General features: G+C 65.5%; 18 protein-coding genes and 1 pseudogene. 11 read left to right on the forward strand and 8 right to left on the reverse strand.

What is annotated here, in order from left to right; translation table 11 throughout:
- Both YU9_RS0116770 and YU9_RS0116775 read right to left on the reverse strand, forming a co-directional pair.
- On the reverse strand, positions 1-203 hold a 203-nt coding region (locus YU9_RS0116770; protein ID WP_027573896.1), incomplete at its 3' end, for a transposase.
- A 109-nt stretch (positions 204-312) separates the two neighbouring features.
- The gene (locus YU9_RS0116775) at positions 313-1,221 is read right to left on the reverse strand and encodes a LysR family transcriptional regulator (RefSeq protein ID WP_027573897.1); all 909 of its coding nucleotides are present in this window, start codon (positions 1,219-1,221) and stop codon (positions 313-315) included.
- Between the two features lie 102 nt (positions 1,222-1,323).
- Between YU9_RS0116775 and YU9_RS0116780 the strand changes: the two genes are divergently transcribed.
- From YU9_RS0116780 to YU9_RS0116815, 8 genes and pseudogenes are all read left to right on the forward strand, one after another.
- A complete protein-coding gene (locus YU9_RS0116780) occupies positions 1,324-2,820 on the forward strand; it encodes a CoA-acylating methylmalonate-semialdehyde dehydrogenase (protein WP_027573898.1) in 1,497 nt (498 codons plus the stop codon).
- 123 nt (positions 2,821-2,943) lie between these two features.
- The gene (locus tag YU9_RS0116785) at positions 2,944-4,089 is read left to right on the forward strand and encodes an isobutyryl-CoA dehydrogenase (RefSeq protein ID WP_027573899.1); all 1,146 of its coding nucleotides are present in this window, start codon (positions 2,944-2,946) and stop codon (positions 4,087-4,089) included.
- Complete coding sequence (locus YU9_RS0116790; protein ID WP_027573900.1) at positions 4,086-5,153, forward strand: enoyl-CoA hydratase/isomerase family protein; 1,068 nt, start codon at positions 4,086-4,088, stop codon at positions 5,151-5,153. Before YU9_RS0116785 ends, YU9_RS0116790 begins: the two co-directional genes overlap by 4 nt.
- A gap of 20 nt (positions 5,154-5,173) precedes the next feature.
- Positions 5,174-6,067 (forward strand): annotated as a pseudogene (gene mmsB / locus YU9_RS0116795) (3-hydroxyisobutyrate dehydrogenase); the annotation flags it as partial.
- Between the two features lie 133 nt (positions 6,068-6,200).
- Positions 6,201-7,919, forward strand: coding sequence for an AMP-binding protein (locus YU9_RS0116800; protein WP_027573902.1), 1,719 nt, complete (start codon positions 6,201-6,203; stop codon positions 7,917-7,919).
- Positions 7,920-8,396, forward strand: coding sequence for a MaoC family dehydratase (locus tag YU9_RS0116805; RefSeq protein WP_027573903.1), 477 nt, complete (start codon positions 7,920-7,922; stop codon positions 8,394-8,396). It abuts the gene before it with no gap.
- 227 nt (positions 8,397-8,623) lie between these two features.
- Positions 8,624-9,541 carry an SDR family NAD(P)-dependent oxidoreductase gene (locus YU9_RS0116810; protein WP_027573904.1) on the forward strand — a complete coding sequence of 306 codons (918 nt, stop codon included), beginning with the start codon at positions 8,624-8,626 and terminating at the stop codon, positions 9,539-9,541.
- Positions 9,538-10,776: a TIGR03862 family flavoprotein gene (locus YU9_RS0116815; RefSeq protein ID WP_084298975.1), complete on the forward strand. Its 1,239-nt coding sequence runs from the start codon at positions 9,538-9,540 to the stop codon at positions 10,774-10,776. Before YU9_RS0116810 ends, YU9_RS0116815 begins: the two co-directional genes overlap by 4 nt.
- A gap of 84 nt (positions 10,777-10,860) precedes the next feature.
- Here the strand turns inward: YU9_RS0116815 and YU9_RS0116820 are convergent, their stop codons facing one another.
- Genes YU9_RS0116820 through YU9_RS0116830 form a run of 3 tightly spaced genes read right to left on the reverse strand, consistent with a single transcriptional unit; the run spans position 10,861 to position 14,261 of the window.
- Positions 10,861-11,940: a D-TA family PLP-dependent enzyme gene (locus tag YU9_RS0116820; RefSeq protein ID WP_027573906.1), complete on the reverse strand. Its 1,080-nt coding sequence runs from the start codon at positions 11,938-11,940 to the stop codon at positions 10,861-10,863.
- A gap of 3 nt (positions 11,941-11,943) precedes the next feature.
- Complete coding sequence (locus tag YU9_RS0116825) at positions 11,944-13,755, reverse strand: ABC-F family ATP-binding cassette domain-containing protein (RefSeq protein ID WP_027573907.1); 1,812 nt, start codon at positions 13,753-13,755, stop codon at positions 11,944-11,946.
- A gap of 2 nt (positions 13,756-13,757) precedes the next feature.
- The gene (locus YU9_RS0116830) at positions 13,758-14,261 is read right to left on the reverse strand and encodes a YaiI/YqxD family protein (RefSeq protein ID WP_027573908.1); all 504 of its coding nucleotides are present in this window, start codon (positions 14,259-14,261) and stop codon (positions 13,758-13,760) included.
- Between the two features lie 104 nt (positions 14,262-14,365).
- Between YU9_RS0116830 and YU9_RS0116835 the strand changes: the two genes are divergently transcribed.
- Entirely contained in the window at positions 14,366-15,169 is an 804-nt protein-coding gene (locus tag YU9_RS0116835; protein WP_027573909.1) for a hypothetical protein, read from the forward strand.
- Between the two features lie 236 nt (positions 15,170-15,405).
- Here YU9_RS0116835 and YU9_RS0116840 read toward each other — a convergent pair whose 3' ends face one another.
- On the reverse strand, positions 15,406-17,778 hold the full coding sequence (locus YU9_RS0116840) for a xanthine dehydrogenase family protein molybdopterin-binding subunit (protein WP_027573910.1): 2,373 nt from the start codon (positions 17,776-17,778) through the stop codon (positions 15,406-15,408).
- A 210-nt stretch (positions 17,779-17,988) separates the two neighbouring features.
- Between YU9_RS0116840 and YU9_RS0116845 the strand changes: the two genes are divergently transcribed.
- Both YU9_RS0116845 and YU9_RS0116850 read left to right on the forward strand, forming a co-directional pair.
- On the forward strand, positions 17,989-19,062 hold the full coding sequence (locus YU9_RS0116845) for a Ppx/GppA phosphatase family protein (protein WP_027573911.1): 1,074 nt from the start codon (positions 17,989-17,991) through the stop codon (positions 19,060-19,062).
- Positions 19,063-19,064: 2 nt separating this feature from the next.
- Positions 19,065-19,751 carry an RlmE family RNA methyltransferase gene (locus tag YU9_RS0116850; RefSeq protein WP_027573912.1) on the forward strand — a complete coding sequence of 229 codons (687 nt, stop codon included), beginning with the start codon at positions 19,065-19,067 and terminating at the stop codon, positions 19,749-19,751.
- 145 nt (positions 19,752-19,896) lie between these two features.
- Here YU9_RS0116850 and YU9_RS0116855 read toward each other — a convergent pair whose 3' ends face one another.
- Positions 19,897-21,708, reverse strand: a complete 1,812-nt coding sequence (locus YU9_RS0116855) for a peptidoglycan-binding protein (RefSeq protein ID WP_245266406.1) — start codon at positions 21,706-21,708, stop codon at positions 19,897-19,899.
- Between the two features lie 204 nt (positions 21,709-21,912).
- Entirely contained in the window at positions 21,913-22,320 is a 408-nt protein-coding gene (locus YU9_RS50940; RefSeq protein ID WP_027573914.1) for a hypothetical protein, read from the reverse strand.
- Positions 22,321-22,653: the final 333 nt, after the last annotated feature.

Here is a 22,653-nt window from a genome sequence, read left to right on the forward strand (position 1 = left end):
AACGACTGGTGCTGTGCCGCCGTGCGCGCCGGAGCCGTCCGCGCCGCCATTGGCTCGACGCTCTTGCGATCACCCGGCAACATCAGGCCAGTGCAATAATCGCGCAGCGGTCTCGTCCGCTCCGCGTGACCGATCACGCTACCAAGCCCCGCCACATACTCCGCAAACCGGATTTTGCTGTCTCCGCCTTGATCGAGATTCATCTGGCCCTCCGCGCGCCAAACATTGAATCCCTACAAATACTTGATTCTCAGCCTCAACGGCTGCGGCCGGATGACTCAGTAGGGCTAATCCACCCTACTGGCAGCGGTGCTACCGCCCCGCAAACAGCGCCCGCTCGCGCTCCACGATCTCCGAGACGTAATCCGCCACCGCCCGGATCCGCGCGAGGTCCTTGCTGTCGGCATGCATCAGCATCCAGAACGTCCGCGTGATCGAAATCTCCTCCGGCAGCACCGCCACCAGTTGCGGATAGTCGCTCGCCATGAAATGCGGCAGCACGGCGATGCCGAAGCCCGAGAGGGTGGCGTTGAGCTGAGCGATGAGATTGGCGCTGCGGAAGCGCGCGGAGATCCGCGGCGATACCTGCGGCAGATAGTCGAGCTCCGGCGTGAACAAGAGCTCCTCGATGTAGCCGACGAAGCGGTGCTGCGTCAGGTCCTGCCGCGAAGTGATCTCAGGGAAGCGATCGAGATAGCCAGGTGCGGCATAGAGCCCAAGTCGATAGTCGAGCAGCTTGCGGCCGACGATGCGGCCTTCCTTCGGCATGGTCAGGCTGATCGCAATGTCGGCCTCGCGCTTGGAGAGGCTGAACAGCCGCGCGGTGGCCACAAGTTGCAGATCGAGATCGGGATACCGGTCCGCGAACGGGGCCAGCCGCGGCGCCAGGAAAGCGGTGCCGAACCCGTCGGGCGCGCCGATCCGCACTGTCCCGGTCAGCCGCGCCACCGAGCCGCCGACCTGCTCCTGGTTGGCCACGATGGTCGATTCCATCGCTTCCGCACTGTCGGCGACGCGCTGGCCGGCCTCGGTGAGGAGGTAGCCGGTCTTGCGCCGATCAAACAGCTTGGCCGAGAGGTGCTTCTCCAGCCGGTCGACGCGGCGGATCACCGTGGCATGGTCGACCCCGAGCTGTTTTGCCGCAGCCGACACCGAGCCGCCCCGCACGATGGCCAGCACGAAGCGGAAGTCGTCCCAGTCGATAGCGCCTTGATCCAGCATTTTCGCACATCTATGGTGCATTATCTCAGACTTGAATCCTATAAAGTGCAGGTCAATAGGATTTGTCAAAGCGACCACGCTCGGCCTGAAGGAGATCATTCCATGCGTTCAATCGGACATTTCATCGGCGGCAAGGAGGTCAAGGGCACCTCGGGCCGCACCGCCGACGTCTTCGAGCCGATGACCGGTGACGTCCAGGCCAAGGTGGCGCTGGCGTCCAAGGCAGAGGTCCGCGCCGCCGTCGAGAACGCGCGTGCAGCACAGCCCGAGTGGGCCGCGACCAATCCGCAGCGTCGCGCCCGCGTGATGATGAAGTTCCTGGAGCTGATCCAGCGCGACTACGACAAGCTCGCCGAGCTTCTGGCCCGCGAGCACGGCAAGACCGTGCCCGACGCAAAAGGCGATATCCAGCGCGGCCTCGAGGTGGTCGAGTTCGCCTGCGGCATCCCGCACCTGATGAAGGGCGAGTACACCGAAGGCGCCGGCCCCGGCATCGACATCTATTCGATGCGCCAGCCGCTGGGCGTCGTCGCCGGCATCACGCCGTTCAATTTCCCGGCGATGATCCCGATGTGGAAGTTCGCCCCCGCCATCGCCTGCGGCAACGCCTTCATCCTCAAGCCCTCTGAGCGCGATCCCGGCGTGCCGATGAAGCTTGCCGAGCTGATGATCGAGGCGGGTCTGCCGGCCGGCATCCTCAACGTCGTCAACGGCGACAAGGAAGCCGTCGACGCCATTCTCGACGATCCCGATATCAAGGCCATCGGCTTCGTCGGCTCGACCCCGATCGCGCAGTACATCTATGAGCGCGCCGCCCAGACCGGCAAGCGCTGCCAGTGTTTTGGCGGCGCCAAGAACCACGCCATCGTCATGCCCGACGCCGATATGGACCAGGCCGTCGACGCGCTGATCGGCGCCGGCTACGGCTCGGCCGGCGAGCGCTGCATGGCGGTCTCCGTCGCGGTGCCCGTCGGCAAGTCCACCGCTGACCGCCTGATGGAAAAGCTGATCCCGCGCGTCGAGTCCTTGAAGATCGGCACCTCGATCGATCCGTCGGCGGATTACGGCCCGCTGGTCACGCGCGAGGCGGTCGAGAAGGTCAAGAGCTACATCGACATCGGCATCAAGGAAGGCGCAACGCTCGCCGTCGACGGCCGCGGCTTCAAGATGCAGGGCTACGAGAACGGCTTCTATCTCGGCGGTTCGCTGTTCGACAACGTCACCAAGGACATGCGGATCTACAAGGAAGAGATCTTCGGCCCGGTGCTCTCGGTCGTGCGCGCGCACGATTACAAGGAAGCGCTGGCGCTGCCGTCCGACCATGACTACGGCAACGGCGTTGCCATCTTCACCCGCGACGGCGACGCCGCCCGCGACTTCGCGGCCAGGGTGAACGTCGGCATGGTCGGCATCAACGTGCCGATCCCGGTGCCGATTGCCTATTACACCTTCGGCGGCTGGAAGAAGTCCGGCTTCGGCGATCTCAACCAGCACGGCTCGGACTCGGTCCGCTTCTACACCAAGACCAAGACGGTGACCTCGCGCTGGCCGTCCGGCGTCAAGGAAGGTGCGGAGTTCTCGATCCCGCTGATGAAGTAGTCTCCTCAGCCGTCATTGCGAGGAGCGCTTGCGACGAAGCAATCCAGACTGTCTCTGCCGAGGGAAGCTGGATTGCTTCGCTGCGCTCGCAATGACGATGGAGTGAAAGAGGTAGGCGGCAGCATGCAGTTCGCTCTGAACGAGGATCAGGTCGCGGTTCGCGACATGGCGTTGGCGTTTGCGGCGGAGAAGATCGCGCCGCACGCGCTGCGCTGGGACGAGGAGAAGCATTTCCCCGTCGACGTGATGCGCGAAGCCGCAACGCTCGGCATGGGCGGCATCTATATCCGCGAGGATGTCGGCGGCTCCGCCATGACGCGGTTCGACGCGGCGCTGATTTTCGAGGCGCTGGCGACGGGCTGTCCGACCACCTCGGCCTTCATCTCCATCCACAACATGGCGAGCTGGATGATCGATGCCTTCGGCAGCGACACCCAGCGCCACACATGGCTGCCAAAGCTCTGCACCATGGAGCTGATCGCGAGTTATTGCCTGACCGAGCCGGGCGCCGGCTCGGACGCGGCGGCTTTGCGCACCCGCGCGGTGCGCGACGGCGACCATTACGTCCTCAACGGCCAGAAGCAGTTCATCTCCGGCGCCGGCGGCACCGATCTCCTGGTCGCGATGGTCAGGACCGGCGGCGATGGCCCCGGCGGCATCTCGACCCTCGTCATCGACGGCAACACGCCGGGCGTCTCGTTCGGCGCCAACGAGCGCAAGATGGGCTGGAACGCGCAGCCGACCCGCGCCGTCATGTTCGAGAACGCCCGCGTGCCGGTCGCCAACCGCTTGAGCGAGGAGGGCGTCGGCTTCAAGATCGCGATGGCCGGCCTCGACGGCGGCCGCCTCAACATCACGGCGTGTTCTCTTGGAGGTGCCCAAGCTGCGCTCGACAAGGCGCGCGCCTACATGAGGGAACGCAAGGCGTTCGGAAAGCGGCTCGACGAATTCCAGGCGCTGCAGTTCCGCCTCGCCGACATGGCGATCGAGCTGGAGGCCGCGCGCACCTTCCTTTGGCGTGCTGCGGCGGCTCTCGACCGTAAGGACCCCGACGCCACAATGCTGTGCGCGATGGCCAAGCGCTTCGGCACCGATGTCGGCTTTGAGGTAGCCAACCATGCGCTGCAGCTTCACGGCGGCTACGGCTATCTCAGCGAATACGGTATCGAGAAGATCGTGCGCGACCTGCGCGTGCACCAGATCCTCGAAGGCACCAATGAAATCATGCGGCTCATCGTAGCGCGCAAACTGATCGAGGGCGCGCGATGAGTTCAGTGGAAGAGGGCGATCTGGTCGCCCGCGTCGAGGGCGCGGCGGGCATCATCAGGCTCAACCGCCCCAAGGCGATCAACGCCGTGACCCTGGAGATGTTTCGCGACATCGAGAAGGCGCTCGACCGCTTCGAGGCCGACCCCGCCGTCAGCGTGATCCTGCTGGAAGGCGCCGGCGAGCGCGGCCTCTGCGCCGGCGGCGACATCCGCACGCTCTGGGAGAGCTCGAAGGCTGGCGGTGACCTCGGCCAGATCCTGTGGCGCGAGGAATATATCCTCAACGCCCGGATCAAGAAGTTTCCGAAGCCGTATGTCGCCTTCATGGACGGCATCGTGATGGGGGGCGGCGTCGGGCTTTCCGCCCATGCCAGCCACCGCGTCGTCACGGATCGCACGAAGCTTGCGATGCCCGAGGTCGGGCTCGGCTTCTTTCCCGATGTCGGCGGCACCTATTTGCTGTCGCATTCGCCAGGCGAGATCGGCACCTATTTCGGGCTGACCGGCCAGACCATGAACGGGCCGGACGCGATCCACGCGAAGTTCGCGGACTGGGTGGTGCCGGCGGTGAAGTTGCCGGAGCTGCGCGAGGCCCTGACGAAGTTGCGCTCCGGTGTGACCGCCGCCGATGTCAGCAACCTCATCAGCGGCTTTGCGACCGGCGAAATCGCAGGGCCCGTCGCGGCGAAGGAGCCGGCGATCGATGCGCTGTTCGGCTTCGATCGCATGGAGGATATTTTCGCGGCGCTGAAGCGCGACGGCTCCGACTTCGCTTTAGCCACGCTGAAGACGCTAAACGAAAAATCGCCGCGCGGCATGGTGGTCACGCTGAAGCTGCTACGCCTTGCGCGCACCGCGTCGAGTCTGGAAGAGTGTCTGGTGCGCGAATACCGCGCCGCACTGGAGGTCTTCCGCAGCGATGATTTCCGCGAGGGCGTGCGCGCCGCCGTGATCGACAAGGACCGTAATCCGACCTGGTCGCCGCCGCGGATCGAGGATGTGACGCCGGACATGCTTGCGCCGTATCTCGCCGAGATCGGCAAGGATGAGCTGAAGTTTAGCTAACAACGTTCAAAGCGGAGGAAACCACAATGGCCACGATCGCATTCATCGGTCTCGGCAACATGGGTGGCCCGATGGCCGCCAATCTGGTCAAGGCCGGCCACAAGGTGGTGGCTTTCGACCTCGTCGAAGCCTCGCGCAATCAGGCCAAGGCCGATGGCGCCAGCATTGCGGAGAGCGCATCAGGTGCCGTGAAGGGCGCCGATGTCGTCGTCACCATGCTGCCAGCGGGCAAGCACGTGCTCGGCGTTTGGAACGAGGTCGTCCCTGCGATGACCAAGGGCGCGCTGATCATCGACAGCTCCACCATCGACGTCGAAAGCGCGCGTCAGGCGCATGCGCTGGCCGCCAAGCACGGCGTGCTCTCGGTCGACGCGCCGGTCTCCGGCGGGACCGGCGGCGCCAAGGGGGCGACGCTCACCTTCATGTGCGGCGGCGACGAGAAGGCGTTCGCGGCGGCCAAGCCCGTGCTCGAGAAGATGGGCAAGAAGATCGTCCATTGCGGCGGCGCCGGCGCGGGGCAGGCCGCAAAAATCTGCAACAACATGATCCTCGGTATCTCCATGATCGCGGTGAGCGAGGCCTTCGCGCTGGGCGAGAAGCTCGGGCTCTCGCATCAGGCGCTGTTCGACGTCGCCTCGACCTCGTCGGGCCAGTGCTGGTCGCTGACGACCTATTGCCCGGTGCCGGGCCCGGTGCCGACCTCGCCGGCCAACAACGATTACAAGCCGGGCTTTGCCTCCGCGCTGATGGTGAAGGATTTGACCCTGGCGCAGGACGCCGCGAAGGCTGCGGGTGCGGCCACGCCGCTCGGCAAGCATGCGCAGGAGATCTATCAGTCTTTCGACGCAGCCGGGCAGGGCGGGGTGGATTTTTCCGGAATTATCAAGCACGTTCGCAGCCTCGCTGGAAAATAGCGGGGCTTGGCCCGTAGCCCGGATGGAGCGAAAGCGAAATCCGGGACAGCTGCTTCCAAAGGCGCAGTCGCCCCGGATTGCGCTTCGCTCCATCCGGGCTACAGTCGACGGTGAATTCGACGGGCCCGGGATCATGACGACATTTCAGGAAGCGCGCGCGTTTCTGCTGGATCACCGCACGGACTACGAAGCCGCGGTCAAAGCTTTCCGCTGGCCCGATCCGGCTCCCTTCAACTGGGCGCTCGACTGGTTCGACGCCGAGCTGGCGGCCAATGCCGACAGCAAGGACCGTCCCGCGCTCTGGATCGTCGATGCCGCGCAGGACAAGCAGACAAAGCTCTCCTTCGCGGCGCTCTCGAAACGCTCCAATCAGGTCGCAAACTTCCTCCGCGCGCAGGGCCTGAAGCGCGGCGATTATCTTCTGTTGCTGCTCGGCAACGTGGTTCCGCTGTGGGAGACGATGCTTGCCGCGATGAAGCTCGGCGTCGTCGTGATTCCCGCCACGACGCTGCTCACTGCCGACGAGCTGCGCGACCGGCTCGATCGCGGCAAGGCGAGGGCGGTGATCGCGGCGCAGGATCAGGTCGCAAAATTCGCAAGCCTGGGCGTCGAGAATGTCGTCCGCATCGTCGTCGGCGCGGCCTCCGACGGGTGGCTTGCCTATGATGAAGCGGCGAGGGCTTCCGAAAGCTTCACGCCCGACGGCCCGACCAACGCTGACGACCCGATGCTGCTCTATTTCACCTCGGGCACCACGGCAAAGCCGAAGCTGGTGCGGCACAGCCAGCGCAGCTATCCGGTCGGCCATCTCTCCACCATGTACTGGATCGGGCTGAAGCCCGGCGATATTCACCTCAACATCTCCTCGCCCGGCTGGGCCAAGCACGCCTGGAGCTGTTTTTTCGCGCCGTGGAACGCGGGTGCGACCGTGTTCGTGGTCAACCAGCCGCGCTTCGATGCCAAGGCGCTGCTCGCCACCATCAGCCGCTGCGGCGTCACCACGCTGTGCGCGCCGCCGACGGTGTGGCGGCTGTTCATCCAGGAGAACCTTGCCTCGTTCAAGGTGGCCTTGCGCGAGGTCTGCGGCGCCGGCGAACCGCTGAACCCTGAAGTGATCGACCAGGTGCAGGCCGCCTGGGGGCTCACCATTCGCGACGGCTACGGCCAGACGGAAACCACGGCGCTGGCCGGCAACTCGCCGGGGCAAAAGATCAAGGTCGGCTCGATGGGCCGGCCATTGCCGGGCTATCGCGTGCAGATCAGCGATGCCGACGGCCATCCGGCGAAGGAAGGCGAGGTGACGCTGGTGCTGGGCGATGACCGCCCCGCCGGCCTGATGCAGGGCTATCAGGGCGACGACGGCAAATTGACCGGCGCCGAGGGCGCGCTCTATCGCAGCGGTGACGTGGTGTTCGCGGATGAGGACGGCTATCTCACCTTCGTCGGCCGGTCCGACGACGTGTTCAAATCCTCCGACTATCGCATCAGCCCGTTCGAGCTGGAGAGCGTGCTGCTCGAGCATGAACTGGTCGCGGAAGCCGCGGTGGTGCCGAGCCCCGATCCGATCCGGCTCGCCATTCCCAAGGCCTTCGTGCTGCTGACCTCGGGCGCGGAGCGCTCGCCGGAGACCGCGCTGTCGATCTTCAAGCATCTGCACACACGCCTTGCGCCATTCAAGCGCATCCGCCGCCTCGAAATCGTCACCGAGCTGCCGAAGACGATCTCTGGCAAAATCCGCCGCGTGCAGCTACGACGGCTCGAACGCGACGATGATCGCAACGATCCGCTGCGCGGCCGGGAATTCCGCGAGGAGGAGTTTCCGGAGTTGGCGAAAACAGGGAGTGAGACCTAAGTGAACGAAGTCTGGAAGAAGCCGCCGATTACGCTCGAGGCCTATCAGGCCATGGTCGGCAAGGAGATCGGCGTATCGTCGTGGCACCTGATCGACCAGCCCCGCATCGACACCTATGCCGACGTGATCGAGGATCACCAGTTCATCCATGTTGATCCGGAACGCGCGAAGGAGACCGCGTTCGGCACGACCATTGCGCACGGCTTCCTCACGATGTCGTTGCTGTCGATCATGTCCTACGAGGTGATGCCGGTCATCGCCGGCACAACGATGGGCGTGAACTACGGCTTCGACAAGCTGCGCTTCATCTCGCCGGTCCGGTCCGGCAAGCGCGTGCGCGGCCGCTTCGTGCTGGCGGAAGCCAAGCTGCGCAAGCCCAACGAGCTGCAATCCCGCACCAACGTGACGGTGGAGATCGAGGGCGAGGACAAGCCCGCGCTGGTCGCCGACTGGCTCGGCCTGATCTATTTCGCGTAAGGCAGGCCCTCATGGCGGGCTTGACCCGGCCATCCATCGCTGATCAAAAGCTGACCAAAGCGCGGTGCTACCCTCTCTCCTTGTGGGAGAGGGCGGCTTCGCGAATGCGAAGCCGGGTGAGGGGTCTCTCTCCGCGAGCGCATCTGCCGAGAGAGACCCCTCATCCGGCGCTTCGCGCCACCTTCTCTCACAAGGGGAGAAGGGAAGAAGAATAGAGACCTTTACTCATGGCAATCAGGTTCGACGGACGCGTCGCCATCGTCACCGGCGCGGGCAATGGTCTCGGCAAGGCGCACGCGCTGGGCCTGGCCAGCCGCGGCGCCAAGGTCGTCGTCAATGATTTCGGCGGCGCGCGCGACGGCACCGGCGGATCGCTGTCGCCGGCCGAGGCCGTGGTCGAGGAGATCCGCAAAGCCGGCGGCACCGCGATGGCCGACGGTGCCGACGTCTCCAATTTCGAGCAGGTCACCGCCATGGTCGAGCGCGCCACCAGGGAGTGGGGCAGCGTCGATCTCTTGTGCGCCAATGCCGGCATCCTGCGCGACAAGTCGTTCGGCAAGATGGAGGCCGCCGATTTCCAGAAGGTGCTCGACGTGCATCTCGTCGGCACCTTCTATTGCTGCAAGGCGGCCTGGTCTGGCATGCGCGACCGCAATTACGGCCGCATCGTGCTGACGACGTCGTCCTCCGGCCTGTACGGCAATTTCGGCCAGGCCAATTACGGCGCGGCGAAATCCGGCATGGTTGGCCTGATGAACGTGCTCGCGGAAGAAGGCCGCAAGAACGACATCCGCGTCAACATCATCTCGCCGACGGCGGCGACCCGCATGACCGAAGAGCTGCTGCCGCCGCAGGCGCTGCAGCTGATGAAGCCGAACGCGATCACGCCTGCGGTCGAATACATGCTCAGCGAGGACGCGCCGACCCGCACCATCATGGGGGCCGGCGCCGGCTCCTTCGCCGTGATCAGGATTTTGGAGAGCGAAGGCATCAACCTGCCGGAGAGCGAGTGGACGCCCGATGCGGTCGCCGCGCATTTCGCCGAGATCAGCGACATGTCGAAGGCCAAGGCGCTGACGGGTGCGTTCGAGCAGACGCAGAAATACGTGGCGCAGGCCGCGGCGCGAGCGGGGATCAAGCTCTGACCGACGTCGCCGTCATCGGTGCCGGTCCCGCCGGGCTGATGGCGGCGGAGGTGCTGGCGCAGGGCGGCGCCCGCGTCACCGTGTTCGACACGATGCCGTCCGCAGGCCGCAAATTCCTGATGGCCGGTCGCGGCGGGCTCAACCTCACCCATAGCGAGCCGCTGCCGCAGTTCATGGCGCGTTATCGCGAGGCGGCGCCGAGGCTGCAAGCCACGATCGAAGAGTTTCCGCCGGACGCATTGCGGGCTTGGAGCGAGGCGTTGGGCGAGCCGACCTTTGTCGGCACCAGCGGGCGGGTGTTTCCAAAGGCGTTCAAGGCGTCTCCGCTGCTGCGGGCTTGGCTGCGGCGGCTCGATGCCGCCGGCGTCCAGTTCGCCTTTCGCCATCGCTGGAGCGGCTGGGACGGCGACGGGCGGCTGCTGTTTCAAACAGCTGATGGCGCATCGGCCGTCGCCGCTTGCGCCACCGTGCTCGCGCTCGGCGGCGCAAGCTGGCCACGCCTTGGCTCGGACGGCAGCTGGGTCGACATCCTCGCGGCAAAAGGCGTTGCCGTCGCAAGACTCCGCCCGGCCAATTCCGGCTTCAGGGTCGCATGGTCCGACGTGTTCCGCGACCGTTTCGAGGGCCAGCCGCTCAAAGGCGTGGCGCTGACGATCGGAGCGCATACGGTGCGCGGGGAAGCGATGATCACCCGCAGTGGCATCGAAGGCGGCGCCATCTATGCGTTGTCGGCGGAGCTGCGCGAGGCGGTGCTCGATCTCGGGCAGGCGCGGCTGATGGTCGCCTTGCGACCGGACCTCGACGCCGCCGCGCTGACCACGCGGCTGTCAGGGACGCGCGGCAAGCAATCGCTCGCGAACTTCCTGCGCAAGGCGGCGCAATTATCGCCTGTCGGCATCGGCCTGATGCAGGAGGCCGCCATCGCCTCGGGCCGCCCGCTGGCCTCGTTCTCGCCGGCGGAGCTTGCCCAGCTGATCAACGCCATTCCGGTTCAGCTCACGGGCGTCGCGCCGATCGATCGGGCGATCTCGACGGCGGGCGGGATAAGGTTCGACGAGCTCGACGAGCACTTCATGCTGCGCAAGCTGCCGGGCGTGTTCGCGGCCGGCGAGATGCTGGACTGGGAAGCGCCGACCGGCGGCTACCTGTTGCAGGCCTCGTTCGCGACCGGTGCGGCTGCGGGCAGGGATGTGTTGCAGTGGCTCGCTGGAGCAACACCGTCATTGCGAGCGTAGCGAAGCAATCCAGGCTGTCTCCGCCGAGGGTTTCCGGATTGCTTCGCTGCGCTCGCAATGACGGCTGCGGGAGCAGCCGCGCTCCTACCGCAGCTTCCCCCGTGCCGCGACCGGCAGCGTGCCGATGATCTCCTCGCCGCGCACCATCACGACCTCGTCCATCATGTTGACGACGACGCAGACATGGTTCGGCACGATGCGGACGACATCGCCGACATTCGGCCGCGTGTTGCTGCGGGAGAGGTCGAGAAAGCCGTGCTCCTCGGCAAACTTCGCGATTCTAGCCTCGGGATGCTCCAGGATCAGGCCGTGACCGTCGAGTCCGCCGGTGTCCGTGGTCAGCGTCTTCGAGCCGGCGTCGAGAATGCCGCGCTCCGGCGCGGCGCGGCTCACCACCGTCGAATAGATGTGCAGCGCGCAGTTGTCCCAGGTGGCCGAGCCGGCGGCGACCTGCATGCGGTCGTTATAGATGTAGGTGCCGAAGCGATGCTCGGTGCCGCCCTTGAGCTTGCCGATATTGACGAGGTTCGGCGTGCCGCCGGTCGAAACGATCTTCGCATCGAGCCCGTGCGCGCGCACGCCCGCCAGCGCCTCGTCGTAAAACTTCTGCGCCTCAGTCCAGCCGGTCTCGGTCGGATAAAGCATGAAGCCGGCGAACTGCAGCCCCTTAGACGCGGCGATCTCGCGCGCCAGCGCGATCGCTTCGGTCGGCGTCTCGACGCCGGCGCGCTTGCGGCCCGTGTCGCATTCGACGACGACCGAAAGCGGACGGCCCGAAGCCGCAGCCGCCTTCGGCAGGCCGGCGACGACGGTCGAATTGTCGGCCGCAACCGTCATGTTGGCCTTCGCCTGGAGCGCGCCGAGCCGCGCCATCTTTTCCTCACCGAGCAGATTGTAGCTGATCAGGATGTCGTCGATGCCGGCATTGGCCATGATCTCGGCCTCGCCGAGCTTCTGGCAGGTGATGCCTTTCGCTCCAGCCGCGACCTGCATCTTGGCAATCGTCGGGTTCTTGTGCGTCTTGATGTGTGGCCGATTGGCGACCCCCGCATCGTCGCAAGCCTTCTGGATTCGCGCGATGTTGCGTTCGACCCTGTCCATGTCGATGACGGCGCAGGGCGTGCCGTATTCGCGGGCGATTTTTGCGGCGAGAGTTGTTGTCATAAGTTATGCCTGTTCTATCTCTTCGCGGAGCATTTCCAGTTCGAGCCAGCGCTCTTCGGCGGCGGACAGTTCTTCATGTGCCTTGGCAATGGCGGCCGACGTGTCGTCGAATTTCTTGCGATCCTTGGCGTAGAGGTTGTGATCGTCGAGCACACGTTGCAGCTTTGCAATCTCGGCCTGCAACGTCTCCACCTTCTTTGGCAGTGTTTCCAGCGCGTGCTTCTCGTTGAAGCTCAGGCGCCGCTTTGGCGCTGACACGGGAGCGGCAGGCCGCTCCTCCTTCTTCTCCGCGGCCGGCTGCGTCTTTGTCGTCTCGCGCTTGAGGTCGGCGCCGCGCTGCGCCAGCATGTCGCTGTAGCCGCCGGCATATTCGATCCACTTGCCGTTGCCCTCAGGCGCGATCACCGAGGTGACGACACGGTCGAGGAAGTCGCGGTCGTGGCTGATCAGGATTACGGTGCCCTCGTAGTCGCCGAGCATCTCCTCGAGCACGTCGAGGGTATCGAGATCGAGATCGTTGGTCGGCTCGTCCAGCACCAGCAGGTTCGACGGTTTTGCCAGTGCGCGCGCCAGCATCAGCCGGCCGCGCTCGCCGCCGGAAAGCACCTCCAGCGGCGTGCCGCGCTGCTCCTGCGCAAACAGAAAGTCCTTCATATAGCCGACGACATGTTTCGGTTTGCCGCCGACCATGACGTGGTCGCCGCGGCCGCCGGTCAGCGCTTCCGCAAGCGTCGACTTGGGATCGAGACTCTCGCGGTGCTGGTCGAGCGTTGCCATTTCCAGATTGGCTCCCAGCCGCACGGTGCCTGAGTCAGGCTGCATGCCGCCGGTGAGCAGATTGACCAGCGTGGTCTTGCCGGCGCCGTTCGGCCCGATGATGCCGAGCCGGTCGCCGCGCTGGATGCGGGTCGAAAAGTTCTCGACGATTTTTCTCTCGCCATAGGCCTTGGTAATGCCCTTCGCCTCGATCACCAGCTTGCCGGACTGCTCGGCCTCGCTAGCGGCGAGATTCGCGCTGCCGGCGGTGCCACGATAGTTGCGGCGCTGGGCGCGCAGCGCGTGGAGATTGGCGAGGCGCTTGACGTTGCGCTTGCGCCGGCCGGAAACGCCGTGGCGCAGCCAGTGCTCCTCGTCGACGATCTTGCGGTCGAGCTTATGCTGGTCGCGCTCTTCTTCCGCGAGCACTTCGTCGCGCCAGGTCTCGAATGAGGCAAAGCCGCGGTCGATCTGCTTGATCTTGCCGCGGTCGAGCCAGGCGGTCGAGCGCGACAGATTGGTGAGGAAGCGGCGGTCGTGGCTGATCAAGACCAGCGCGCTACGCCGGCTGTCGAGCTCCTGCTCCAGCCACTCGATGGTGGAGAGATCGAGATGGTTGGTCGGCTCGTCCAGCAGCAGGATGTCGGGCGAGGGCGCCAGCACGCAGGCGAGCGCGGCGCGACGCGCCTCGCCGCCGGAGAGATTGTGTGGGTTCTCGTCACCGGTCAGCTCAAGCTGCTCCAGCAGGTAGCGCGCCTGGTGATGGTCGTCCCCCGGGGCGAGCCCCGACTCGACATAGGCGAGGGTGGTCTTGTGGTCGCCGAAGTCAGGCTCCTGCGGCAGGTAGCGAACCGTCGCGCCCGGCTGCACGAAGCGCGTGCCGCCGTCGGGTTCGACGAGGCCCGCTGCGATTCTGAGCAGCGTCGACTTACCCGAGCCGTTGCGGCCGATCAGGCAGACGCGCTCGCCTGGCGCGACATTGAGCTCGACGCCGCTCAAGAGCGGCGTGCCGCCGAAGGTCAGCCTGATGTCTTTCAGTTGGATCAGCGGCGGCGCCATGATCAGCCTTGACTCAAATTCTGGCTCGATGCGGCCGTGTCAGTGCGGCGGCGCTGGATCCGGCGCAGCGTCTGGTCGAGCGCCGACAGGAAGGCCGAGCGGTCGCGCGGCGCGAACGAGCGTGGGCCGCCGGTGACTTCGCCGGCCGAACGCAGATCCGTCATCAGATTGCGCACCGCCAGCGTCATGCCGATCGACTCCTCGGTGAACGGTTTTCCGTTCGGCGCGATGACCTCGGCGCCGGCCTTGACGCAGCGGCTCGCCAGCGGAATGTCCGATGTCACGACCACGTCGCCCGGCTTGGCCCGTTCCGCGATCCAGTCGTCGGCGGCGTCCATGCCGGCGCCAGCGGCGACGCGCTCGATCAGCGGGTCCTGCGGCACGCGAATGAAATTGCCGGCGACCACGCTCACGGGCACGCCGTGCCGGATCGCGACGCGATAGATCTCGTCCTTCACCGGACAGGCGTCGGCGTCGACATAGATGCGGGTGGGAGTGTTGGTCATTCGCCGCGTGGTACCCCATTCGGGCTGCAAAGGCGAGGGGATTGACCGTTGTTCCCCGGAGCCTACGATTGGCCCCGAAACAACAAAAACAAGGAAGGCCAGCCATGCCGAACCGGCTCGAAACCTATCGCGTCGAGGCCTACAACACTGCCAAACAGTCCGAAAACAAGATGCATGACGACACGGTGGCGCGGCGCTTCGGCTTTTCTGGCGGGCTGGTCCCCGGCGTCGATGTTTTCGCCTACATGATGCACGTGCCGATCGCGCGCTGGGGCCGCGATTTCCTCAGCCGAGGGCTGGTCGAGGCACGCTTCATCAAGCCGGTCTATGACGGCGAGATCGCTGATGTCGATGCGACCGAGCACAACGGCCTGCTCACGATCGAGGTGTTCAGCCGCACCGAGCTGTGCGCCACGGGGACCGCGTTGCTGCCGGCGGCCGCGCCAGCCGTTTCTCTCAGTGACTATGTCGAAGTCCCCGCGGTCGCCGAACGCAAGCCGGTCAGCCCGGCCACCTTCGAGACCGGCAAGTGGCTCGGAACGACGCCACGCCGCTGGGCCGGGCAGGCAGCGACAGCGTATCTCGCCGACATCAGGGAGGCCGATCCGATCTTCGCACGCGAGGGGCTCGGCCATCCCGGCCTGATCCAGCGGATCATGAACCGCGTCCTCGTTGACAACACCATTTTGGGCCCGTGGATCCACGTCGGCAGCCGGATGCAGCTGCTATCCGCCGTGCGCGCCGGCGACGAGATCGCCGCGCGGGCAAAAGTCACCGCAAACTACGAGAAGAAGGGCCACCGCTTCGTTGAGCTCGACGCTCTGGTCGTCGCCAACGGTACGACGCCGCTCGCGCATTGCCAGCACACCGCAATCTACCAGCCGCGCGAGCAGGCGGCGGCGCAATAACCAACCCCGTCATTCCGGAGCGATGCGAAGCATCGAACCCGGAATCTCGAGATTCCGGTTTCGGTCCTGCGGACCGCCCGGAATGACTGGACCATTTTCAAACGGTGTCATGCCCCGGCTTGACCGGGGCATCCAGTACGCCGCGGCCCATCCGTGAATCACGACTGTCTCGGCGTACTGGATCNCCCGGTCAAGCCGGGCGATGACAGCGTTGTTGTGGATGCGGAAGGGCAGCCTTACGCCGCCTTGGCCTTCGCCTCCTGGATCGCGCGCCACACCCGTTCCGGGGTCAGCGGCATGTCGATGTGCTTGATGCCGTAGTCGGAGAGCGCATCGAGCACGGCGTTCACCACCGTCGACAGGCTGCCGGCGCAGCCGGCTTCGCCGCAGCCCTTGCTGCCGAGCGGGTTGGTGGTGGCGGGCACCGGGTGATCGCCGACCGACATGTTCGGCACGTCCTCGGCGCGGGGCAGGGCGTAGTCCATCAGTGAGCCCGTGATCGGCTGGCCGCTCTCGTCGTAGCGGATGTGCTCCATCAGCGCCTGGCCGATACCCTGGACCACGCCGCCATGCAGCTGGCCCGCGACCAGCATCGGATTGATCACCGTGCCGAAATCGTTGACCGCGCTGTAGCGCACGATCTGCACGACGCCGGTCTCCGGATCGATCTCGACTTCCGCGACGTGGCAGCCGTTCGGGAACGCGGAGGGGACCGGCTCGCTGGTGTGGTCGACGTCGAGGCTGTCAGGCACGCCCTCCGGCACCTTGCCGTCGTGCAGCTTCTTGGCGAGCTCCATGATGTCGATGCTGCGGTCGGTGCCGGCGATGGTGAAGCTGCCGCCTTCGAATTCGATGTCGGCTTCGGAGGCTTCCAGCATGTGTGCGGCGGCGCGCTTGCCCTTCTCGATCACGAGCTTGGCAGCGCCCACGATCGCCATGCCGCTCGCGGTGATCGACCGCGAGCCGCCGGTGCCGTTGCCGGTGTGGACGATGTCGCTGTCGCCCTGCACGAGCTTGATGCTTTCGAAGGGCACCCCCAGCTGCGCGCTCAGCACCTGCGCGAAGGGCGTGGCATGGCCCTGGCCGTAATCGAGCGTGCCGGTGATGAGCTGCACGGTGCCATCGGGATCGAACACGATCTTGCCGAGCTCGGGGCTCGGCGGCGCCGTGACCTCGAGATAGGAGCCGACGGCGATGCCGCGCAGCTTGCCGGACTTTTTGCTCTCCTTCTTGCGCTTGGCGAAATTCTCGTGGTCGGAGACTTCGAGCGCCTTGTTGAACACCGCCTGGAAGTCGCCGCTGTCATAGGTGACGCCGGAGGAGGCGGGGAAGGGCATCTGGTTCGGCTTGATGAAGTTGCGCTTGCGCAAGGTCAGCCGGTTGATGCCCATCTCGTCGGCGGCGCGGTCGATCAGCCGCTCCATGTAGTAGTTCGCTTCGGGCCGGCCGGCGCCGCGATAGGCGCCCATCAGCGTGGTGTTGGTCAGCACCACCTTGATGTCCACCGCCATCAGCGGTGTGCGGTAGACGCTGGAAAAATTCTTGCCGGTGTTGAGCGAAAGCGGTCCCGGCGCAACGCCGGTGATGTAGGCGCCGACATTGCCGTAGCCGGACAGCTTGGCCGCAAGGAAATGCCCCTCGGCGTCGAGCGCAAGCTCGGCGTGGATCTTCTGCGCGCGGCCGTGGCTGTCGGAGAGGAAGGCGGTCGAGCGCTCGTCGAGCCACTTCACCGGGCGGCCCAGCGCCTTGGCCGCATACAGGATGCACATGTATTCGGGATAGTTGATGTTCTTCATGCCGAAGGAGCCGCCGACATTGGCGGTGAGGATACGCACCTTCTCGTTCGGCACTTTCAGGTTCTTGGCGAGGTTGGCGCGGTTGCCGGCAACGCCTTGCGTCGGCACCTGAAGCGTGTACCGCTCGGTCTTCTTGTCGTAGGAGGCCAGCCCGACGCGCGGCTCCATCGAGACCACGGCGACGCGGGTGTTCTCGATGTCGATCTTGGTGACGTGGGCGGCGCTGGCAAAGGCCGCGTTGACCTTGTCCATGTTGCCATAGTGGTAGTCGAGCGCGATGTTATCAGGGATGTGGTCGTAGAGCTGCGGCGCGCCGGGCTTGGCGGCCTCCTCGGGATCGGTCACCGCCGGCAGTGGCTCGATGTCGAGTTCGACCGCCTCGGCCGCGTCGCGCGCCTGCGCCAGTGTCTCCGCCACAACGAAGGCGACGGGATCGCCGACGAAGCGGACCTTGTCGGTCGCCAGCGGCTGGCGGTTGGTCTGGAGCAGGGGCGAGCCGTCACGGCTCTTCAGTGGCAGGCCGCAGGTGAAGGGGCCGTAACCGGCGGCATCGAGATCCCTGCCGGTCCACACCCCCAGCACGCCCGGCATCGCCTTGGCGGCATCAAGGCCGATGCCGCGGATGACGCCATGGGCATGGGTGGAGCGGACGATCACTGCATAGGCTTGGCCGGGCAGGTTGAAATCATCGGTGTAGCGGCCCTTGCCGCGCACCAGCGTGTCGTCCTCCTTGCGGCGGACGGGCTGCCCGACGCCATATTTTTGCAGTGCAATAGCGTTCTCAAGCGTGGACGATTTGGTGTGTTCTTGCATGGGAATCGACCTGAAAAGCCGGCATTTGCGCATTTTCGCGGCAGCGAAGGACCGGACCCCGTTCAGATAACCCACGACCCCGTTCACGACAACGCACGAATGGGCATGGTCCCATGTGATGCGTTGTTGCGCAGGCCTGCCGCGCTGCTAATGTTTCAGGCGAAAAAGCAATTCCAGACCGGCCCGACCGGCCGCGGAAAGACAGTTTGTATGAATGACCACACGCGGCTCCGCGACGGCCATGGGCTGCACGGCGAGCTGGAGGGGTCGATGGCGGCGGTGGCGTTGGCCACCGATCCGGCCGTCGGCGCGCAAGCGCCGGGAACCGGCGTCTATGCGGCGCTGGACCTCGGCACCAACAATTGCAGGCTGCTGATCGCCTGTCCGACCCACGACGGCTTCCGCGTGGTTGATTCCTTCTCGCGCATCATCCGGCTCGGCGAGGGGGTTTCGGCGACCGGCTCGATCAGTGAGGCCGCGATCGAGCGCGCCATTGCGGCGCTGAGCATTTGCCGCGACAAGATCAATCTGCGCAAAGCGCGACGGCTGCGGCTGATCGCGACCGAAGCCTGCCGTGCGGCCTCGAACGCGGAAGGGTTCCGCAGCCGCGTGGCCGCCGAGACCGGGATCGAGCTCGAGGTGATCGACCGCGAGACCGAGGCCTCGCTCGCCGTGCTCGGCTGCTCGCCACTGGTCGACCCCAGAGGACGCGGCGCCATCCTGTTCGACATCGGCGGCGGCTCCACCGAGCTGGTGCGGATCGATCGCGATCCGGAAAACCCGGAGCCGCGCATTAAAGCCTGGATGTCGATCCCCTATGGTGTGGTCACGCTCGCCGAGCAGTTCGGCGGCCGCGATGTCACGGCTGAGATCTACGCTGCGATGGAGCAGGAGGTCACGAGCCACGTCGCGCCGTTCGCGGAGGAGCACGGCCGCGATCTCACGGACATGCACCTGCTCGGCACATCGGGCACGGTGACGACGCTGGCCGGCATCCACCTCAATCTGCCGCGCTACGACCGCCGCCGCATCGACAGCATCTGGATGAACGACGCCGATATCACCGCGACCATCAACAAGCTGCTCGGCATGAGCTACGAGGAGCGGGCGAACAACAGCTGCATCAGCGTCGAGCGCGCCGACCTCGTGCTGGCGGGCTGCGCCATCCTCGATGCTATCCGCCGCGCCTTTCCGCTGCCGCGCCTGCGCGTCGCCGACCGCGGCCTGCGCGAAGGCATGCTGGTCGAGATGATGCGCGAGGACGGCGCGCTCAGGAGCTGGTGAGAATGGCCAAGGACACCACCGGCCGCTTGCACGTCCAGGTCAAGACCGGCGGCAAGCGCAAGCTATCGTCGAAGCTGTGGCTGGAGCGGCAGCTCAACGATCCCTATGTCGCGAAAGCCAAGGCCGCGGGCTATCGCTCGCGCGCCGCGTTCAAGCTGCTGGAGATGGACGACAAGTTCCGCCTGCTGAAGCCTGGCATGGCCGTGGTCGATCTCGGCGCGGCGCCCGGCGGCTGGAGCCAGATCGCAGCGAAACGCGTCGGCTCGACGGAAGGCAAGGGCAAGGTCGTCGCGATCGATCTGTTGGAGATGCCGGAGATTCCCGGCGTCGATTTCGCGCAGCTCGACTTCATGGACAACGATGCGCCCGAGAAGCTCACCGCGATGCTGGGCGGTGGCGCCGACGTCGTGATGTCCGACATGGCGGCCAATACCACGGGCCATCGCAAGACCGACCAGCTCCGCATCGTTGGCCTGGTCGAGACCGCGGCCGCCTTTGCCTGCGACGTGCTCAAGCCCGGCGGCACGTTCCTGGCAAAAACGTTCCAGAGCGGCGCCGATGCCGAGCTGCTCGCCCAGTTGAAGCGTGACTTCGCAACAGTGCGTCACGTCAAGCCCGCCGCGAGCCGGCAGGATTCCTCGGAGCGCTACGTGCTGGCGACGGGGTTTCGGGGTGGGCCGAAGGAGTAGCCACAAGCTCCGTCATTCCGGGGCGCCTCGAAGAGGCGAACCCGGAATCCATTTCTCCAAGCATTCCTGCGGCACGGGTTCGATGCTGCGCATCGCCCCGGAATGACGAAGAGCCCTGCCAGTGGCAGGGCTCGGGGAGGGCATCTTACCGGCTGGGTTGATTCTGAGCCGGCTGACCCGACGGCGAAGGCGGCGGGGCATTGTTCTGGTTGGTTTGTCCAGACGGCGTGTTCTGTGCGGCGCCGGGCTGGTTGGTGGACTGACTGTTGCTTTGGGCCGGCGCCTGTCCGGTGGTCTGACCGGCAGGCGGTTGCGTGCCTGANTGACCCGACGTCGCCGGTTGGTTCTGCTGAGCCTGGCCGGTTGTGGACGGCTGGTTCTGCCCAGCCTGGCCGGTGGTCTGGTTCTGCTGTGCCGGCGCATTGGTCTGGTTCTGCTGCGCCGGTGCGTTGGTCTGACCGGTGCTTTGCCCGGTCGTGTTCTGCTGCGTCGACTGGCCAGTCGTCCCCTGACCAACGCTCGTCGATTGGCCCTGCGTGGCGCGGATCTGGTTGGAGACGCCTAGTGCAGTGACCGTCCGGGTATCGATCGAGCCGGTGGTCTGGAAACCTTCCTGTCTCTGGAAGCTGATCAGAGCTTCGCGCGTAGCGGGCCCGAGGATGCCGTCTGCTTGGCCAGACAGCAGATGACGTTCAATCAGCACCCGTTGAACGATGCGGATCTCGTCGGGGCTGAGGTCCAGGGCGGCAACGCTGGCACCGCCGCCGCTCGAGCCGCCGCGCCGGGCAAAGTGGGTCCGCGGGCCGGCGGGAATGGCGTCGACAATCCTGCGGCTTCGGTCGAGGACGATGATCTCGTCATCCACGATGAAGAAGCTATCGTCGCGATAGTCCGGATAGATGTCGATCAGCGCTGGGAAGGCCGAGACGGCGACCACGGAGATGGTCCGCGGCACCACCACGCCGGCATTGATCTGGAAGTTGATGGAATTGACGTTGACCCGCACGCGATCCACATTGCGTGAGCTCAACACCGACTGCTGCAGCGTTGTCTGCTGCTGCGCGCTCACCTGCACGCGGCCGGACAAGCTCTGGGTCGTCCCACCCTGGGCTTGCGCCTGGGTGTTGACCTGTCCCTGAGTGTTGGCACCGGTCGTCGTGCCCTGGCTCTGCTGGGCACTCGGGGCTTGCGCGTTGTTGGTGTTCGCGCCAGTCGTTGTGCTCTGACCCGGGGCGTTCTGGCCTTGGGCGTTGCCCTTGGTGCTCGCGCCAGTTGTTGTCGTGGTTTGACCCTGCGCGTTCTTGCCTTGGATATTATCCTTGGTGTTGGCGCCCGTGGTCGCGCTCTTACCCTGTTCTGCGCCTTGCGACTGACGCGTAGCGTCGCGGTCGCTGCGATTCCGACCGACGGTTTGGTCCTTCATTCCGCTCTTGTCGCGCTCGGATCTGGACTGACGCGCTTGGTCGGGTTCGCCTCGGCTCTGACCGACGGTTTGGTCCTTGCCACGCTTCTCGCCTTCAGATTGGGACTGACGCGCGTTGTCGCGGTCGCTGCGGCCCTGACCGACGGACTGACGTTCGCCCCTGTCGGCCTTGCCACTATCACGCATTCCTTCACTACGCTCAGAACGCGATGGCCCCGCAGCAGGGCTCTCGGCTCGACCCCCTGCGCGGCCCTGGGTCATTCCTTCGCCGTGAGAGGCACCACCTGCACCTTGCGACATTCCGCCGCCCGATCGGCCGGATTCCGCCGCGCCAGCGCCCGCGCCTCCGCTCATCCCGCTGCCGGCGCCTTCACGCATGCCTTGAGCCGATGCCAGGCTGACGCCGGCGAGCAGCACTGCTGTGGTCAATAGGAACCTGTTCTTTCTGTTGTTCACCTGAACCTCCTCCATTTGCTTTGCAGCATCCGTTGATGGGCTTTCGAAGCTCGGGCTCGAGACAAAACGAGCCTTCATTCGAGTTTTCCGATGTCTGTGAACGATGCGCCGACGCCATCGTTCCTATGCCGATGCCATCGTTCCTATCAGGGGAGAGTCGCGCTGTTCCGTCTCAGTGCTACCGCGCGCGGGATTCTCTCGATCGAAGCGATAAAGACATCGACCAAAAATCCATTTTGCAGGCTCAGCGCCTCGCGCCGGCCCTTCTGTTGCGGCGTCGCTTCACCAGTAAGGGTGCCAGCGATGGTGATAGAAGTGCCGCCGTGGGAACGGTCCGCCGTAATAGGCGAAGGCCGGGCGCACGATACGGCGATAGCGGTAGCCGTAGTAGGCCGGGGCGTAACTGGTGCTGTAGTAAGTCCTGGTGTAGCCGCCCCACGGATAGTAACCGCCGTAGTACGCCGGTGCGTAGTAGTCGTCATAATAGCCCGGGTACCCGTAATAGCCGTAGCCCGGACCGTAGGCATAAGCGGACGAGGCGAGGCCGCCGATCAGGGCACCTGCGAGCAATCCGCCTGCCAGCGCCGGCCCAAAACCGCCGCGCCAGTGGGCTTCCGCCGGCGTCGGTGCCGCCACCGCGCTCACGCCGAGCGCGCCGACGGTTGCCAGGACAAGTGCGGCCTTTTTCATGCGCGTCCCTCCTTCGTTGGTATTCTGATATCGTGCCAACATGGCCGAAGGGCAAAAGTTGCAAGCGCGCGCCGGCGAGGAACAGAAGTCATGAATATAAACGAGCGTTCATCTCCGTGAACTCGCGCCCTCTGATGGGGCGCCTCTGACTGATCGCGTTGGCAGGAGAGATCCACATGCTCACTGTTCCGCGGGCGTTGGTTTGACCTCACGCCGCAGGGATAGGGGCGGGAGCAAGACGCCGCTCGGCCTACCCTTTCGCGCATTCATGGGGCAGAACGGGGCAATATCAATTTCGGAAAGATGAAAATGATCGGCTCCTGGAGAGCCGGC

The sequence above is a fragment of the Bradyrhizobium sp. WSM1743 genome (genome assembly GCF_000473065.1).
Lineage (GTDB): Bacteria > Pseudomonadota > Alphaproteobacteria > Rhizobiales > Xanthobacteraceae > Bradyrhizobium.

Bases quoted from the DNA above. Each gene is read 5' to 3' on its own strand.
- YU9_RS0116775 (WP_027573897.1), bottom strand. From the start codon at position 1,221: ATGCTGGATCAAGGCGCTATCGACTGGGACGACTTCCGCTTCGTGCTG.
- YU9_RS0116780 (WP_027573898.1), top strand. From the start codon at position 1,324: ATGCGTTCAATCGGACATTTCATCGGCGGCAAGGAGGTCAAGGGCACC.
- YU9_RS0116785 (WP_027573899.1), top strand. From the start codon at position 2,944: ATGCAGTTCGCTCTGAACGAGGATCAGGTCGCGGTTCGCGACATGGCG.
- YU9_RS0116790 (WP_027573900.1), top strand. From the start codon at position 4,086: ATGAGTTCAGTGGAAGAGGGCGATCTGGTCGCCCGCGTCGAGGGCGCG.
- YU9_RS0116800 (WP_027573902.1), top strand. From the start codon at position 6,201: ATGACGACATTTCAGGAAGCGCGCGCGTTTCTGCTGGATCACCGCACG.
- YU9_RS0116810 (WP_027573904.1), top strand. From the start codon at position 8,624: ATGGCAATCAGGTTCGACGGACGCGTCGCCATCGTCACCGGCGCGGGC.
- YU9_RS0116820 (WP_027573906.1), bottom strand. From the start codon at position 11,940: ATGACAACAACTCTCGCCGCAAAAATCGCCCGCGAATACGGCACGCCC.
- YU9_RS0116825 (WP_027573907.1), bottom strand. From the start codon at position 13,755: ATGGCGCCGCCGCTGATCCAACTGAAAGACATCAGGCTGACCTTCGGC.
- YU9_RS0116830 (WP_027573908.1), bottom strand. From the start codon at position 14,261: ATGACCAACACTCCCACCCGCATCTATGTCGACGCCGACGCCTGTCCG.
- YU9_RS0116835 (WP_027573909.1), top strand. From the start codon at position 14,366: ATGCCGAACCGGCTCGAAACCTATCGCGTCGAGGCCTACAACACTGCC.
- YU9_RS0116840 (WP_027573910.1), bottom strand. From the start codon at position 17,778: ATGCAAGAACACACCAAATCGTCCACGCTTGAGAACGCTATTGCACTG.
- YU9_RS0116845 (WP_027573911.1), top strand. From the start codon at position 17,989: ATGAATGACCACACGCGGCTCCGCGACGGCCATGGGCTGCACGGCGAG.
- YU9_RS0116850 (WP_027573912.1), top strand. From the start codon at position 19,065: ATGGCCAAGGACACCACCGGCCGCTTGCACGTCCAGGTCAAGACCGGC.
- YU9_RS50940 (WP_027573914.1), bottom strand. From the start codon at position 22,320: ATGAAAAAGGCCGCACTTGTCCTGGCAACCGTCGGCGCGCTCGGCGTG.